Genomic DNA, 17,717 nt, shown 5'->3' on the forward strand with positions numbered 1-17,717 from the left:
CGGTTCCTTAGCCAACAGCTTTCACCATTAACTCACAATATGAGTGCCGGCCTGTTTCCTGATGGCATCGCTTAAGCTTTCCGGGTTCGTAATGATAACTCTGCGCCTCGGCTTCTTAAGAAAATTGAGGCTCGCCTCAATTTTGGGAAGCATGCTGCCTTTCGGGAAATGCCCCTCCTTCACATACTGTTTAATCTCGTCAACGGTGACCTCTTCCAGCGCCTTCTGTTCCGGCGTACCGAAATTCACGAATACTTGGGGCACGCCCGTTGTGATAATCAGCGTTTCCGCATCCACCTGTTCCGCCAATAAACTTGTGGCAAAATCCTTATCGATCACCGCATCGATGCCTTCGTAGGTATTGTCCTTCGTCTTGATGACGGGAATGCCTCCTCCGCCGACGGCAATCACGATACAGCCGGACTCGATCAGTGATCGGATGGCATCCTTCTCCACGATATCAATGGGCGCAGGCGAAGGAACAACCCTGCGGTATCCGCGCCCCGAATCCTCGATCATCACCCACTCGGGATGCTCGCGCTTCAATTCCTCGGCTTGCTCCAGGGTGAAGAAGGAACCCACCGGTTTCGAAGGCTCGCGGAAGTTATGGTCGGCCTCGCTGACCTCAACCTGCGTGATGATAGTGGCTACCTTTTTCGTGATGCGGCGGTGGATGAATTCATTCGTTAACGCCTGTTGAATTTGGTAGCCGATGCCGCCCTGCGTGTCCGCCACGCAGTTCACGAGCGGAACGGCATTCATGCCGATGACCTCGGAGGCCACCTCGCTCCTTCTCAGCTCGAAGCCTACCTGCGGCCCGTTTCCGTGCGTAACGACCACGTTGACGCCGGCTTGCACCATATCCGCAATATTGGCTGCAATTTCGCATACCGCTTCGTACTGATCCTTAATCGACTCGCGACCGTTATCCTTCACTAACGAATTTCCGCCAATGGCTACAACTACAAATTTATTCATGACAATCCTCCTGGTCGTTCAGCCGATTGCTCCAGCTGCGTGATCCTCTATGACGAGCCGTAAAGGCGCGGGGCATAACGAGCTGCAGCGTTTTAGAATACAACTCATCCCAATCGCGCCGGAGGCTGTTGAAAATTCCGAAAAGAGGCGTTGATTCTGCAGAATTATTTTCGTGCGGCAGCCGCTGCTTTTTCTTTCAATCCCTCGGCTCTGCCATGGTTCGGATGAAGCGTAAGTGCACGTTCTATTAGCGCCATGGCCTCCTCCGTCCGTTTAAGCTCCAGCAGGCTGCAAGCCTTCTCGCAGTAATAATCCGCGTGATCCGGACCGTATTCGATTGCCTGGTCAATCTGCTCCATCGCCGCCTCATAGTGACCAAGCAAATTCAGGGACTGGCCCTTATGGTAATGATATAGCGGATTCGTGCGGTCATGCGTGATCGCGTTCTCGATCGCTTCGGCGGCTTCACGATGCTTGCCTAGCGATCTCAGGCTGTTCGCCTTGTGGAAGGAATAATCATAACGCCAAGGCTGCTGTGCCAACAGCTCATCCATCACGATGACGGCTTCCTCATGCCTGCCCAGCTCTCTTAAATAATTGGATTTATGATAACGATAGAACATTTCCTCGGGCTTCCGCTCAATTGCTTTATTGTATTCGGCAATGGCTTCTTCCGGACGCTTCATCATCCGATAGGCATTCGCTGTATAGAAATAAAAGTCGAGATCGCCCGGATCCAGGGAGAGCGCTTGTTGATAAGCGGCCAGAGCCTCGTCGTAGCGCCCCAATTCTCCGGAACAATACCCTTTGTAATAGTAGAGGTCTATTGGATTCCCTTCTTTTCCCAGCGCGTTGTCGATGACCGAGAGGGCTTCCTCGAACTTCTCTGCCTTCGCCAGCTCTTTCGCTCTTAGGATGCTGTCCGGGAGACTTACGCTTTGTTTGTTGAGAATCTGGATGACCTTATGCTGCTTCATCTCTACCGCATGCTGGAGGGATGACTTTCCGTCACGATCCTTCAGATGCACGTCGGCTCCCGCTTCAACCAGAAGCTGAATGATATCGGCGTACAGCCGCCCCCCGTTTCCAAGAATGACGGCCTCCAGCAGCGCGGACCAGCCCAGATTGTTTACGTGATTCACCGCAACGCCCGCTTCCAGGCAAATCTGAACGGTTCTTGCATATCCCTTCTCGCTCGAAGGCAGCAGCGTCGTTCCTCCGAAGCGGTTCACGCTGGCGAGATCGGCTCCTCCGTTAATGGTTAGACGCAGGATTTCATGAAAGCCGTTAGCTCCTGCACAGAGGTATGGGGTTAACATGGTAATGTCTCTTGCATTCACGTCGCTGCCGGCTTCGATCAGTCTTTGGGCAAGGGAGACATGGTTTCTCTGCGTTGCAGCCATTAGAGCCGTCCGGCCCTGGCCGTCCTTATGATGAACATCGGCACCGCGCTCAAGCAGCTGCTCTGTCGCAGCCAAGTCTCCGCGGTCGCATGCTTGAATGAGTTCGTCATTCATCGCGTCAGGATTCATTGATTGGCCTCCTCTTATTATGATGTCGTTCCTTATTATCGGACCTGCTATTTCGGGTCATGAATCTGACTGTAATGGATTCGCCGGATCACGAAGATCGGAAAAGTGTTTATACACAAACAGCGCCGCAACCATCAGGTAAGCATATACAAACGGCATCAAGGCATCCTGGGCAAATCCGACCGTCGGCGCGTGGATGATGCCGAACAGGGATAGAACGGCTGCGATGGCCGCGAACACGGCAGCCCGCAGCGGCTTGTTCAGTATGGCAAAGATGGCGATCGAACCCCAGATCAAGCTGCTAAGCGGCGCGCCGTTCCCCAGATGATTCAGACCGTTGTAGTACACGCCTTTGCTTAACAATAAATCGATACCTACCTTGGAAGCCGTCGTTTCAGCGGCACTAAAGATGTTATTGGCCAAGGTTAAGGCCCAGTTGGCGATCCAAGGGAATAAGGTAATGAAGATGACGGGCACTTCAATCTTAGGCGTCTCCCGGACGACCTGATTCGCCGTGACCACGCCGACATACACCAGGATCGGAACAATCGCGACGACCGGGATGATGGACAGGAGCAGCGCCCCGATTCCAAAAAGCGAGATAATCAGCATCGCGAAGCCGGATGCAATCGTATACCCCAGGCCCGCGCCGATGGATTTCCAGCCGGCGTGGCCGATGTACACGGTAACCGGGAACGGGTTGCCCGTGAATGCGCCGATGCTGGAAGCCACGCCGTTCGTCAGCATGACGTTCCGGGTGTTGTAATGATCACCGGCCGCATGCGCGCTTTCGATATTTTCCAGGTCGAAAATATAGTTGGCAAGCCCCAAAGGAATCGCCGACGCCAAGTACGGCAGCGCATGAGGAATTCCTTGGAACAGGCTTGTAATGTGCACTTCAGGCGGATTAAAGCCGAGCGTGGACAGCGCAGCCGTAATCGCTTCCGGATTCTGCAATCCGAAGACCCAAGCCAGGACGGTGCCGGCAATGAGCAGCAGAAAGCCGGTCGGGATTTTTTTGAATATCGGGGATTTACCGAACCAGTTGATAAAGATGATGACCAGTACGATAAAAGCGACGATCGGCGTTTCGAACGATTGCAGCATCGGGTTCATGGCAAGCAGCAGCAAGCCAAGCCCGGACAAACAGGATAAGAGAACGGTTCTTGGAATCACTTTTCGAAGCACATCGCCCAGGAAAGAGCCGACGACCAGGATCAAGGCTTCGAAGAAGCACCATACGAGACCGATCTGCAGCGCAAACGTCGCATCGTTGGTCTGTCGGAATACCGGAATCAGCACCAGAAATGTAACGGTAAATATCGATGGGGCGCTCGGACCCGAAGGCAACGCGGTAATGTCGCTTCGGCCCGTCTTCTTTGCCAGCTTGTATCCAAACCAACCGTAAGCCATGCTTGCGATAAAGATAGCTAATCCGAAGGCAGGAACCACTCTCCCGTAGACCATATCCTCCGGAAAGCCTACAACGAATATCAACAGTGAAATCATGGTCAGCAGATTGGTTAGATTATTGGCAAGCAAGCCGAAGAACGCAGCCCAATCTCCCTTTTTCCACAACATTTTCATGAGTACCTGATCCATATAAATGCCTCCTTAGATCACTACGCTTAAAGATCTAGCATTTCAGGCGCCCTTCAGACGTGAGCGCATGCCTGAAGGGCAGCCATTCTATGACCGAATGCGCCGGCTTAGAGCCAGCAACGCCTGTTCAAAGCAGTCCGCCGGCGGGTGCGTGATGCCCGCTCCAATCATTCCGATGCCCGGGTCCTTATGCGCGATGGCGGTGTTAATGACGGGCATGATGCCGGTCTGCGCCACTTTGCGAATATCGATGCCCGTCGGAATGCCGCTGAAGTTCAGCAAAGGAATCGTGACGTTCGGATTCTCGGTTGTCGTAATCTCCTTCATTTTGACCGAATAATTCATGGCTTCATCCACGGTTCCGCCGACCAGCGCCACGATCGCCGGAGCGGTTGCCATCGCGAATCCGCCGATTCCGTAGGTCTCCGTGATCGCGCTGTCGCCGATATCAAGGCCTGCATCCTCCGGCTTGTAGCCGGCAAACATCGGTCCGACCACCTTTTGCGCCGGTCCGGTAAACCAGGTGTTGCCCGGCATGCCGCTGACGCGAATGCCGAATTCGACGCCATTGCGGGCCATCGTGGTCACGATGGTGCTGTATTCAATCCCATGGGCCGCGTCCAGCGCGCATTTACAGAGCGCCATCCAGGTCGGGCCGGAGAAGTAATCGCTGCTTGCCACGAAGTCGAAGACCTCGATCTGCTGCTCGGTAGGGAAGTCCGTCCGCAGAATCAGCGGCGTCAACGCTTGGATCAATAGCGTTGTGCCGGCATTGTTGCGGTTATGGCATTCATCCCCCATATGAAGCGCCTGCGACAGCATAAGGCGAAGGTCGATGCCGTTCTCGGAGAACTTCATCGCATCCCGGAGCATCGGGCCCAGCACGTCCCTCATCCAGTTCAGGCGGGCGATGACCGTTTCGTCGTTGGCGCCCATCCGCAGGATTTTGGATAACTGCTCGCTCAGGTTCGTATAAGCGATATTCCCGTAGGTCCGGTTCTCCACGATGTGCATGAACATGGAGGCCGAGGTTACCCCTGCCATCGAGCCCACGCAGTTATGTTCATGGCATGGCGAGAACGTGATTTCGCCCGATGCTGCCAGCTCCGCCGCTTCGTCCAGATTGCCGGCCAAGCCTTCGAAGACCAAAGCGCCCGTAACCGCGCCCTTCATCGGACCGCTCATTCGCTCCCACGTTATCGGCGGACCTGCGTGCAGGATCGTCTTTTTGGTCATGCCCGGGACAACGTTGATCGCCTGATCAAAACCGATCAGCACCGGCTGGGAGTTGATGATCCGCTCCACGGCCTGCTGGTTCGCCGCCTCGATCTTCTCCCGGATGTCCGGCTGATCCAGCTGATCCAGCAGAGCGATCAGTTCAGGCTTGCCGCCGCCCGGCGGTTTCCATTCGAGGTGGGAGACCTTCCCCTTTTGCTTCAGGATATCGTCCTTGAACATTTCGAGACCCACGTTGATTACATGAAGATCGCTGTTAAACAGCTCGTTGATTCTGCTCATGTCATACTCCTTTCTCGACGAAGCCTCTGGCGAGAAGCCCCGTGTTCGTACTGCTGCTGGCATAAGTAACACCCGCAGACACCAGTTTATTCAACTGCTCTTCAACGGACGGCGTATCCAGATCCGTTCCCAATACATAACCGATGATCTCCAGATGCCTGCCTTCCTGCTCGGCCGCCTGCTTCGCCTCCAGGATCGCCGGAAGCATAACCCCGACCGGGTCCTCGTGTGATCCGTATCCAAGAACAAAGTCCATCACGATGACGCCGACCGACGGATCTTTGGCTTCCTGCTTGAATCTGGCGATCCGGGAAGAAGGATCGATCATCGGATGAGGCTTGCCGTTGGTGAACTCGTCATCCCCGAAATCGATGAACGTGTGGCCCTGGCTCACATGGATATCCTGCAGACGATACTTCGGATCCTTCGGAATGTTGCTGTATACGTCCTCGTATTGCTCCATCGCCAGGTACATCGATTCGTCGCACAGGGTTCCGCCGCAGAACAATCCGCGGATATACTTTTGCTCCGGCTTCAGCTTGGCCTTGACCTCATCGATGAGAGGCAGGTTCAGCGGATGCTTATCGATGGTGCTCTCGTCGACGCCGGACAGGATAACGGCTTTCAGCGCCGCTTCTTTCGTTGTTTTGGCAAAATGCCCGCCGGCGTTCACCACCGCTTCTTCCGTTCCGCCGATAAAACACACCACGACCGGCTTGCTCATGTTCTTGATCTCGGCAAGCACCTTCTCCTCCACGCTCTTGGCTGGCGGCTTCGAGACCAGGACTATGACCTTGGTCGCATCGTCTTGGTTAAGCGCCCTCATGCCGTCCAGCATCATAATGCCGCCAACGCGTTCGCTTAAATCGCGTCCGCCCGTGCCGATCAGCTGGGAGATTCCGCCGCCAAAATCATGAACCCGAACGCTGACCTCCTGGCTTCCCGTCCCGGATGCGCCAACGATCCCGATGCTGCCTGGGCGCACTTGATTGGCAAAGCACAGCCCCACGCCTCCGATGATCGCCGTACCGCAGTCCGGTCCCATCATGAGCAAACCGCGTTCATGCGCGATGTTCTTAAGCTCGATCTCTTCTTCCACGCTGACGTTATCGCTGAACAGCATGACGTGGAGATCGTTCTCCAGGGCCTTTCGGGCTTCCCTCGCCGCGAACTGCCCATTGACGGAGATGACCGCCAGATTGGCCGAAGGCAGGTTTCTTACAGCCGAATCGATTGTCGGGAACGTAAGCTCGCTGTTCCCTGCCTCGCTCCCCTTGCTGTTAAACAACGCTTCGACGCCTTGGTAAGCGCTTTCGAGTAACTCTTCAGAGACCGTTTTGATGACAATCATCAGGTCGCTGCCCTTGGCTTCCTCCAGCTCCGGGGTCATCAGACCGACATTGGCGAGCACTTCCTTGTTCATCTGCGTTCCCATTGCAATAAACGCCTGATCCACGCCCTCCAATTGATTCGCTTTCGTTGAAAGCGACATCAGCGAGACGGAATCGAAGTACGTATTCTTCTTAATCACAACTTTAGTCGACATGCTATACCTCCCATTTCTTGTCTAGGCTGAGCTTCAAGCCCTTCACCAGTCCCAGCGCGATATCCGTTCCCGATGTAGAACCGATATCGAGGACTCGGGATAGGCTGCGAATGACTTCCGTCTTACTGCCATGGATCATGTGGTGCATGAAATCTCCGATGGATTCCCTTACTTGGCCCGATGCAGCCTTCTTTAAAGCCATGCCGCTAATAGGGTTGCTCCTGTCGGCTGATGCTGCCGCAACCTGTTCGCACATAGGACGAAACGGCTGCAGGGGACCATCTGCCAGGTTTATTACGGCAAACAAGCCTACCAAGAAATCGTCGCCCGACGGAGTCAGGCCCGGACCCAAGCCCATTAGTTGAATTGCATAATGAGATGCCAAGCTGGCTTCGCCCATGGATAGTGCGCGAAGAAGTCCATTGGAGCGCTCCGTCAGCAGCCTCCCCATTTCCTGATCCATAGCATTCGCCCTTTCGGACGTTCGCTTTATCCCACCGCCCTTACCGTAAATCTCAATAAATGACGCCGCTGCAGCTGCATTGCTCCTTAGATTTCCCTCGTCATCCGGATATGACGGGAGCTTGCTCCTCCATACGCGGACGTCCCGCAGCGTAAGGACAAACGCCTTCCCGACGTAGAGTCGATCGTGCTCCACATAAACCCGGTCTCCAACGGCCAGCCCCTGATTGGCAAAGCCGTCCCTATCCGTGATCAGCGTATTCGGAGCATTGTCGACCTGGCGATTGGTAATCGTGTATAATTCATCGTTCGTCCGGCTATGCAGGTTCACCGTTCGGTCAAAAATACTGTGTACGTACCCCTCCCATTTCAAGCGGCTCATGTATTGAAGAAACTCCGCGTCGCACGAAATGGCGGCGCTTACAATAGAAACGGACTCCGTCTTCGCTATCTTCCCGAAACTTCCCGTTTTATCGCCTCCTTCACTAACCATTGGGCAGGTAACGCCCTGTGTCAGGCTATCCCTTTGAATGCTTCATTCACCTTGAAACCGCCATGGATTCGGTTGTAGATAAAGGAATTTAAATGCTATACTGAATTCAAATTCAGCCGGTATATAAACGTAGAACATATAACAGGTGAATAGCTTTCCACGGCCAAAAGGATATTTTGTGAATTATATCACAGTTGAAGTTGCAAACCGCTCCTGACACCCTTATTGTAATCCAGGGCTATGCTCCGGTCATTGTACAGCGAAACTAAAAACATGCCGTATTCGCTGTGCACATTGCACAATGAAGATCGAAAAATAAAGGTGGGTGTTAAAGAATGCTAACCATCAGGGACATCCTTCAGATCAAAGCGATCGAGGGCATCAAGCTCGTTGCAGGCGCAGCAGGAATCGATCACCAAATATCCATTGTGAATATTATTGAGAACCCGGACGTATTCGATTGGCTGGCTTCGAACGAGCTGCTCTTATCCACGGGATATATTTTTAAAGACAGCGAAGAGCTGCAGAACCGGGTCATTCATGAACTGGCCGCAAACAATTGCGCGGGACTGTGCATCAAAATGAAACGCTATTTTGACCGAATTCCGCAAAACATGATCGATATGGCGGACAAGTATGGGCTTCCGCTGCTGGAGCTCCCTTTTGAATACACGCTGTCCAAGGTGATCGCGATCATTAATGAGAAGACCAATGCCGATTATGACGCGCTGAATCGCAGATCGCTGGATCTGCATAACGCGCTGTTCAAAATCCCGCTGGAAGGGGGCGGCATCGAACAAATTTCGGCGGAGCTAGCCGACATCGTCCATAATCCGATCCTGATTCTCGATCGGGATTGGAATCTGCTCTGTTATACGGATCATCCGGATAATCAGACGCCGCTGCATGAGTTCATGTCGCTCCAGAAGAACAGGCCCATCTTCCCGTCCGAGTTCACCGAGGCGATCCCGACCTACGTAAGCGAAATCAAGAAATCGATCCAGCGCGACTACGATCACAAGAATCAAACCTTCAAATGCCGCATCATGCCGATCTCGGTGTCCAGCCATGTGTACGGATATATCGTCATCTTCCAAACCGTCCGCAAGCTGACAGAGGTCGATAATTTGGCGTTAGAGCACGGCTCTACCATTCTGGCCCTCGATCGCATGAAGGCGAAAGAGCTGGAGGAAGTGAAGCTCAAGATCCGGCATGATTTCTTTGACGACCTGTTGTCCGGTAACATCACCTCGACCGAGACGCTGCATTCACAGTCGGATTTGCATGGGCTGAATATCAACTATACCTACTACTGCATGGTCGTCCATATCGAACCGACCCTGCTGGATAACTACAAGGACATCGTGTACCGCAAATACGAGCTGGAGCATATGGTGAAGAAGTGCGTCAATTTGATCCACGGCTTGTCCAGCAAAGCGAACGGAGAGCTTACCTGTTACTACCGAAGCCAGCAGATCATCATCCTGGTCGGGAAGAATGAGCATAAACCTCCGGTGACGGTCCATGAAGCAAAGGCCTTCGCCAATGAGCTGGTCGAGCTATTGACCCGAGAAATGAAGAAAACGCAGTTTCTAATCGGCATCGGCAGCCAGTATAAAACGTTCTCTTCCCTGCATCGAAGCTTCTTCGAAGCCCAGGAAGCCATGCGATTGATGCAGCGATTCAAAGACATTCGCATCATCTCCCATTTTGAGGACTATGCCGTCTATCATTTTCTCGATTCCAACATCAAGCCTGCCGAGATGGAGGAGTTCTTCCACAATACGCTTGGCGTGATCCATCACCATGACCAAACGTTTAGCACGAGCTTCATCTCCACGCTGGAATACTATTTCATGCACAACCAGAACGTGACGGAAGCGGCCAAAGCGATGTTCATTCACCGCAACACCTTTATCTATCGCATCGACAAAATCAAAGAGCTGTTGAATTCCAGCCTAAAAAACGCAGACGAGTTATTCCAGATTCAATTGGCGCTCACGCTCTATCGGCTGCTGAATAAAGGATAATCCATGACAAAAAGACGTGATGGGAAGGATCGCTGTGCGGTCATTTCCATGTCACGTCTTTTTTTTGAGGGTTTCTTCACTAACTGTAAATGAGCAATCGAATACATAATAATTATCGAGTTTTACTTCACTCTACAAATTCCCTTACAAAAATAAACATTGAAAAGCACAAGCCGGTCCAAGGCTCAAAAATTTATTCACATACTTGAATAATCTCTTTAGGAATGGAGTCAAAGACTAATACTTCCGGCTTGGAATATGGCTTCGTCGCATTGTATTCTTCAAGTGTCATCAGACTCCTCCAATACAAATTTATCCAATGTTCAATACTTTCACCTGTATCAAAATTCAGTGCTTCTTCATCGGTATCCTTCAAATCCTCATAAAATGCTTGGTCATATATAGAAAGAGAAATATCTCCATCAAAGACTAGGATCCTATCCGTAAACACCGGGAAACAAAAAGATTTAGTAAAACGATTAACCAGATCTACTCCGACTGCTTCACTGAAGTTAACCCAATCTGGTGTATTGAAAGGTCTGAACCGTTCTGTAATCTCAAGTTTCACCCTACCACCGTTGCTATATCGGTTGTTTGATTTAGTCATAAAGTTTATGCCGCCTGATATAATCTCTTCAATAGAAGCATGGTGTTCATGACCTTCAGATAAGTAAGCATGATACAACAAGTCCTTCATATTTTATTTTTACACCACCCAAATTTATTTTCTTGGAAAGTAAGGAAAATGGGAACTTCTCGTAGGGTCATCCAAGTTTTCAAATACTCTATGGCTTCCTGTTACCGTGTCAGGTGTACTAATGTTACCGTCAAACTCTTTATAATACTTAGTTATTCTTTGAGTGTTAGGGTTATTAGGATTCGGCCAGTTTGAATATGCTTTATCAGGATTAGTCATGGTTTCTTGCCTTAGTCCCTCTACATCAACATTTTGACCATATTGTGTACGATTAGGGGTTGAGGGCTTGCTTGGATCAAACATGTGCTTTTCAGAGTGCGGGTTAACAAAATCATTGGGATTACTTCCTCCACCGGGCTTTGTTGGGACTGGAGATTGTTCCGTTCCCTCCTGCCCTGTCCCTGTCCCCCCATCCCCACCCGAATCATGCTTCAAATGCGGGTGAGTCTTCACGCCGATCCGGCGTGTCGCCAGGCCGGCGATGGCCATGGCTGCTTGCTGTCCGGCAAAATTTAACGCACCGCCCGACGCCTCAACATCTGCGGCGAATTTCTCCTGGGTATCGGCATCAAAAATCATTTTGCCTCCCCAAACCGCCGTGTCGATGATCTCTTCCGCCGTCCCGATAGTTGCATTATAGGCCATGTCCTTGGCAGTGCCAAGCGGGTCTTCTACCAAGGATGTAGCCGTATCCTTTACCGAATTTGCTACGGATTTCGCCCCGGTCTGCAGCCCCTGCCAGAAGTCCCCGGCATGGTCCCAGAACGTTTTGGGCTCGTTCGCAGCGCTCGCTGCAGCTGCCGCGATTATGAGATCTTCGTGCATATCGGCTGAGATGAACCGGAAAGCAATGGTCTTCAATTCCTGGCCGATGATCCGAAGATGTTCAATCGTTTTATTCATTTCGCCGTGGGCACGCTGAAAATCTTCGAAAAACCGCGAACGTGTCGTTCCTTCCCACGATGACATCATATATGTAATCTGCTGGTCCAGCCGATTCTTGGTCGTTTCCAGTTCTTCCGCTGCCCTGGCGGCTTCCTCCGATACCCGAATCAATACCTCGGGCGGGACAAGAATTCTAGGCATTTGCATCCTCTCCAACGTTTCATTGGACCTTATTGTATCCATCTTCTAGGATATGGAAAAGGTTCCAGAGTCCTTCATATTGAAGGCATGGGAGTATGCCAGTTGGATGAAGCGAAGCCTTCATGCTCTCATATGGTACAGAAGCCCCAATATATACGTGCTCAGAATCCGGACCTCATCAAATCGCTTAGCACAAAAGCCAGATGTTTTTCGGCCAAACGCATATGACGGTAAAAGGTGGCTCTGCTCATATGAAAGGATGCTGCGAGCTGGCTTTTGTTCCGCTCCTTGCGCAGATAACTTGCGATGAGAATTTCCTTCTCCAATAGCGTCAAAGGTTCCATCGGACGTTCGTCGGCCAGAATCCCTTGAATGATGTCCCTCACCTGCATCCCGTCCCAACCCAATCGTCGAACGACAGAGAGTTCCTCCAGCTTGTCCGGATCGAACAGCCGTTCCAGCATTTGCTTCATTACGCTTCTATCAATGGCCCGGGGATACTCATCCTCCCGTTGATGTGCCGGTTGTCCTGCTGCTGTCTCCGTTTGCCGGATGATCCGCTGAATCCACTGATCAAAGCTCGTTTGCCTAAAATCCAGCTCCCATGTCGTCAATTCGATGCCCGCAAATCCCGTCGCTTTCCCGCACGCTTTGAATCCCAGGATCGACAATAAGGAATTCAACTGCGGATCCCCCGCCGCCAAAATCCCCCGCAGACCGCCAGTCATACGAACCAGCCATTGCTGCATCAGCAAAGCTCCCAGCTCTTCGGGACGATACAGGGAATGTTCGTAATTTACCGCAGATAACAGCACAAATATCGTATCGGCCGCCTCCGGAGGAAGCCGATGCAGCGAGGAAGCCTCCTCTCCCAGCATTCCCCTGCACCCAGGCGCATATCGTTCCAACAATGGCATACTTAAGGCATGCAGCCATACGCCTGCGCAGAACGCCAACGGCGTCCCTTTTTCGTCCCGCACGATAAAGATTCCTTCGGAAAAATGAGCTGCAATCTCCTCCAGCAAAACCGGGTAATCGGCAGAGTCGACCAGCTCGGACTGCCAGTCGGAACCCCGAATAGACGCCTGCAAAAAACGCTGCAAATACGGCATATCCTCCTGCCGGAACGGCTTCTGTTCGCCGGGTTTCAGGCTTGACGAGAAATTGGCATATGCATGGGCCGAGGGCAAAAATTCGCGGTACAGCTCCAAGATGTGGGCGCTCAGGCGCATCTGCATCCGTTGATCGACCGAATGGAATCGTTCCGCCAGCAGGACGAACGCCTGATGGCGAACCGCTTCGAATTGTGCGGGGTTTCTGCGCGCAAAGTCATCCCGTAACATCCGAGCAACGACCTGGTGCAGCGTTATCCCATCCACCGTATTCCGTACGAACGAAAGTGCCCTCAGATGGTAATAGTCCGCCCCTTCCAAGGGTGTATCCAACATCCGGTTCAGCATGTTCTCGTCGGCTGCAGGCAGAAGCGACAAAACCGTCAGCGCGCGGTACACGCCAGGAGAAGCCGCTTCCCGCAAAAATTCGGCGCTCAATACAGCCGGAACCTCTTGCCATACATCCCACTGCACCACAGACTCGGATAGCAGCATATCCACGGTCAAGGCAAGCGACAACGGATGGCCTTCCGTCTTCTCGGCAATAGCCCTTTGCCATTCCGCAGACAATCCGCTGCCGTCTAAATAATCGTAGACCTCTTCTCGCGTAAACAGCCGCAAAGGGAACCTTTGGATTTGGGACTTCCATTCCGGATTCGTCTGCCACTTGAGCGGCAGTCCATTGCGCGAGGCACATACGATCAACACGCGGGCGGACTTCAACTCAGGAAGAAATCGGGAGAACAGCCACCCTTCCAGCTTTTCGGTCTCCTCGCCATTGTCTATGAACAACACGGTACGCTGCAGCTGAAGCTCGTTAACGATGTATGGCAGCAGCGCGGATTCCGGAGCCCTGGTTCTGCCGTATTCGGTTGCAAGACTCATCTCCAGACTCGCCAAAAAAGCGCCCGACGTCGTTAAGCCTCCTTGCCCGTCCAGCCAAAGGGAACGCACGGAGGACTGCCTTGCCGTGCGGGCCATTTGCAGCAGCAGCGTTGTTTTGCCAATGCCGCCAATTCCTGATATTGAAAAAATGGATGTCTGCGCCCGGGGATCCGCCAGCCAATCCGTGAAACTCATCATTTCCCGATCCAAACCGATGATGCGATGTTTTGCAATCTTCTCCATTCGTTACATCTCACTCCATCCGCTTTTCGCCCGTTGAATCTTCCAACTAGTAAACCTGCTATTTTTTTATACTATACTATGTTTCGAGTCTTCGAATAGGCTCCATTACGGAATAAAAGCAAAAAAACGCGCACATTCACGGTTGGAATGTACGCGCCAGCTATTCAGCTGCAATCAGTTCATGAAATTCAAGTAGAGCAGCATTCGGTTTAAGAGAACCGTGCTTTGAGCACGCGTAGCATACGCCTGCGGAGCGAACACCGCGTTCCCAACGCCTTCGATCATGCCCGCAGCCAGCAGGTCGGCAGCCGATCCCTTGGCCCAATCGGATACCTGGGCATGGTCCGAGAAGCGTTCCAACGCAGATGTGTCCTGTCGCAGAAGCTCGCCGGCATATCGGACGGCTCTGCCCAGCATCACCGCCATCTGCTCTCTCGTGATCCTAGCGTCCGGCCGGAACGAACCGTCAGCGTAGCCTTCAATCAAGCCAGCCGCGGATGCGGCCCCTATCGCACCGTCATGCCAAACATCGTTCGGCCCCACGTCCGAATAGGAAGAAAGCTGCGGCTTCTCGGCTAGTCCGAGCGCACGCACGAGCATCGCGACGAACTCGGCGCGGGTCACCGTACGGTTAGGATCAAACGTGCCGTCAGCCGAGCCGTTCACGATCAGCTTGTTCGCCATCCGCTCGATGTCGCTTTGCGCCCAATGTCCCTGGATATCCTCGAAGGTTCGGTTGGATCGAACCGCGGTGAACACGCCGTTATATGCATCATAAAAAGTCGCTGTCTCCCCTTCAAAAATGGAAGGGACGAAGCGCGGCTTCCCTGCGCCATCCACCCGCACGACGGTGGAATGGTCGGATTCTGCCGCACCGTTCATTGAGAATGTGCGCTCCAAATACGTGCCTTCCCCTTCGATTTTTACATTGCCGTCGCTGTATAACTCAAAGCTCGTCGGCCTAGCCAGCATGTCATAGCCTTGACGGGTCAATTCCTCATCCAGCTCACGGCTTGCAGAATCCGTCATTCTGGCGATGACAACCGTTACGGTCGTTCGGTTCGGGAGGTCGCTCAGCACGTGCAGCGGAACGCTGTAGCTTGCCCCGTTCACCCCAATCCGAATGGCTGCATTCGGTTTGGCCGCAAGGAGAACCTGCAGCGCTTCAGCCGGAAAATCGACCTTCACCACCGGATCCTCATTATCGATGTCGATAACGATATCCTCCCCGCCAGCGGCCCATGACCGAACCAGATCGGAGTCCGGTATCAGTCTCAGAACGGTGCGCCCGTCATGATCCTGCTCTTTTTTGGCGGTGACCCGAACTTGTTTGCCGTTGATCGTTACGATCATTCTTGGGTCCGGCGCAGGGGAAGGGGCAGGAACCGGAACCCAGCTATAGGATGGGGATTCCGGTTCTGGGATATAGGCAGCTCTCAAATCGATGCGTCCTGCGTCGACCGTCTCCCCGGCTAGGACATTTACGGTTGTCGCGTAATCGTTATACGTCGCTGCTGTTACCGTTAGTTCATGGCGGCCTGCCGCTACGTTATTCAGTGCAAATCTCCCCTCGGCGTCGGTCATATCCTTCGTACCACCCACCGATACCGCCGCACCGGCCAGCGGTGTATTCCCTGTACCGTAGACTGCGCCGGTCACCGTCCCCGTATCCGTTGGAGCCGAATGTACCGTCACTGCTGCGGTGGCCGTGAACCCGCCGTCGACGGTAGTCACCGTAACGACCGCCGTACCTTCAGCGACCGGCGTCACCTCGCCGCTCTGGTCCACCTGGGCGACGCTTGAATCGCTGGAACTCCAGGATACCGCCTGATTCGTCGCATTCGCCGGCATAAGGACGGCTGTCAGCTTCTGTGAAGCACCTCCTGCCGTAAGGGTCAGAGTCGTCTGATCCAGACTCACCCCCGTAACGGGGATGGTGTTACGAATATGGCTCGCTTCCACTTGGATAACGCTCCATGCCTGGATGCGCTGCTGTGCATCCAGTTCAAACACCTGGAGATATTGACCTGGGATTGGATCCACAATGTCCGTACCTAACGAATACAAGGCTGCTTCGCCAGGCAGAGCATCTCCCAATAGGGGACGCTCACTGGCATCTGGCCCGAGCAAATAAGCAAACGTACGCCCCGGATTCCCCGGAACCGCCGTCACGCTCGTCGAACCGTTCGCGCTGCCTGGACGAATAGCAAGCCCGTCGATGTCCGGTGCCGGTTCATCCACATACAGAGTCAAAATTGCGCTAACGGTGTTCTGGCCCGCATCGGTCACAGAAACTGTAACCGGGAACGTACCGCTCACCTTAGGTCTGCCTTTGAGCATGCCGTGATCTGTCAACGCCAGGCCGTCAGGAAGTCCGGAGGCGTTCCAAGTCAAGCCCCCCCTTGCGCCGTCGAAAGCTTCAAGGACCAAGGAATAAGGAACGTCCTTGTCCGCCCGCGGCAGATCGGTTGTCAAAATGTCCGGACGAAAATAAGGATATCCTCCATTAATACCGGCATCGACGGCCCAGATATCGGTGAAATCCCAGCCTTGGTAATTGGATGCTTCCCTCATTTCGTTGGTCGTAAGGCCCGTAATGTGAATCGAGCCGCCGGTACCACTACCATCTCCTACGCCGTTGGTTTGCATGGTAGCAACGGAATCGAAATACGAGGCATGGATCGAAGGATTCGTCGCGTCGAAAATGAAACCGACAAAGCCGCCCATCCTGCCATATCTGATTTTTCCGGATTGGGTGACAGCTGTCGACGAGTAACTATTGGAAATAGCCCCATATACTAGGTGCCCCACCAATCCGCCTCCAGAGAAAAAGTCATTATCTCCCCAGTTGGTAACCGATCCCGTGGCATATGAGTCGCTGATGGAGCCTGCACCTTGGGAACCGACAAGCCCTCCGGCATATTGGTTGGAGGCATCGCCGCTCTTAGCGGCAGCGGACGAAGAAGAGCGAATGATGCTCGAATCACTGTATGCCACACCGACCAACCCGCCTGCTACACTCACGCCTGTATAACCGGTATTGCCGCTCGTAACAGTGCCCTGAGAATGCGAGTTGATGATGCTGCCGCCGACCAGATGGCTGGCCAATCCCCCGGCATAGCTGCCACCGTGAACTTGAACCGTGACACCCAGGTGACGAATCGTACCCGACACATGGCCGAAGAATCCGACATCCTGCAGTGCGCCGCCCTCGATCTTAAGACCTTCAATCCGGTATCCCCCACCGTCGAATATTCCACTGAAGGCTGCCTCTTCATTGCCCATCGGCACCCAATCGTATCCGGTCATATCGATGTCGCCGGTCAATCGGATATTCCGATCCAGGTAAGACGCTTGATTCCGATTGATATAAGCCAGTTCTTCTGCGGTCCCGACCCACACCCAACCGTCCGCTTCAACCGGAACCGAGTCGTTACCAGCCCGGACCACCGGCTGAGCGGAAGCCAAGGGAGCAAGCACCATCGAAAAAATGAGCGTTACTGCCAACATGATGGACATTTTTTTCATAAACA

General features: G+C 53.1%; 11 protein-coding genes. 1 reads left to right on the forward strand and 10 read right to left on the reverse strand.

Going from position 1 to position 17,717, the window contains the following annotated elements; all coding sequences use genetic code 11:
• Positions 1-27: 27 nt before the first annotated feature.
• The 6 genes from JNUCC32_RS19935 to JNUCC32_RS19960 form a co-directional block, all read right to left on the reverse strand.
• Positions 28-978, reverse strand: a complete 951-nt coding sequence (locus JNUCC32_RS19935) for a carbamate kinase (RefSeq protein WP_192569601.1) — start codon at positions 976-978, stop codon at positions 28-30.
• A gap of 164 nt (positions 979-1,142) precedes the next feature.
• On the reverse strand, positions 1,143-2,510 hold the full coding sequence (locus tag JNUCC32_RS19940) for a tetratricopeptide repeat protein (RefSeq protein ID WP_192569602.1): 1,368 nt from the start codon (positions 2,508-2,510) through the stop codon (positions 1,143-1,145).
• A 57-nt stretch (positions 2,511-2,567) separates the two neighbouring features.
• Positions 2,568-4,112, reverse strand: coding sequence for a xanthine permease (locus JNUCC32_RS19945; protein WP_192569603.1), 1,545 nt, complete (start codon positions 4,110-4,112; stop codon positions 2,568-2,570).
• 87 nt (positions 4,113-4,199) lie between these two features.
• A complete protein-coding gene (locus JNUCC32_RS19950; protein WP_192569604.1) occupies positions 4,200-5,630 on the reverse strand; it encodes a YlbE family protein in 1,431 nt (476 codons plus the stop codon).
• Between the two features lies 1 nt (position 5,631).
• A complete protein-coding gene (gene fdrA, locus JNUCC32_RS19955; protein ID WP_192569605.1) occupies positions 5,632-7,176 on the reverse strand; it encodes an acyl-CoA synthetase FdrA in 1,545 nt (514 codons plus the stop codon).
• A 1-nt stretch (position 7,177) separates the two neighbouring features.
• On the reverse strand, positions 7,178-8,131 hold the full coding sequence (locus JNUCC32_RS19960) for an oxamate carbamoyltransferase subunit AllH family protein (protein ID WP_192569606.1): 954 nt from the start codon (positions 8,129-8,131) through the stop codon (positions 7,178-7,180).
• A 335-nt stretch (positions 8,132-8,466) separates the two neighbouring features.
• Between JNUCC32_RS19960 and JNUCC32_RS19965 the strand changes: the two genes are divergently transcribed.
• On the forward strand, positions 8,467-10,161 hold the full coding sequence (locus JNUCC32_RS19965) for a PucR family transcriptional regulator (RefSeq protein ID WP_192569607.1): 1,695 nt from the start codon (positions 8,467-8,469) through the stop codon (positions 10,159-10,161).
• A 193-nt stretch (positions 10,162-10,354) separates the two neighbouring features.
• Here the strand turns inward: JNUCC32_RS19965 and JNUCC32_RS19970 are convergent, their stop codons facing one another.
• From JNUCC32_RS19970 to JNUCC32_RS19990, 4 genes are all read right to left on the reverse strand, one after another.
• The gene (locus tag JNUCC32_RS19970; protein WP_192569608.1) at positions 10,355-10,858 is read right to left on the reverse strand and encodes a DNA polymerase III; all 504 of its coding nucleotides are present in this window, start codon (positions 10,856-10,858) and stop codon (positions 10,355-10,357) included.
• Positions 10,859-10,882: 24 nt separating this feature from the next.
• Positions 10,883-11,944 (reverse strand): WXG100 family type VII secretion target, encoded by a 1,062-nt coding sequence (locus JNUCC32_RS31620; protein ID WP_228468788.1) that lies wholly within the window; start codon positions 11,942-11,944, stop codon positions 10,883-10,885.
• A 161-nt stretch (positions 11,945-12,105) separates the two neighbouring features.
• Entirely contained in the window at positions 12,106-14,184 is a 2,079-nt protein-coding gene (locus tag JNUCC32_RS19985; protein WP_192569609.1) for a bacterio-opsin activator, read from the reverse strand.
• 174 nt (positions 14,185-14,358) lie between these two features.
• Positions 14,359-17,712 (reverse strand): S-layer homology domain-containing protein, encoded by a 3,354-nt coding sequence (locus tag JNUCC32_RS19990; protein ID WP_192569610.1) that lies wholly within the window; start codon positions 17,710-17,712, stop codon positions 14,359-14,361.
• Positions 17,713-17,717: the final 5 nt, after the last annotated feature.

The organism is Paenibacillus sp. JNUCC32 (genome assembly GCF_014863545.1).
Lineage (GTDB): Bacteria > Bacillota > Bacilli > Paenibacillales > Paenibacillaceae > Paenibacillus_AQ > Paenibacillus_AQ lautus_A.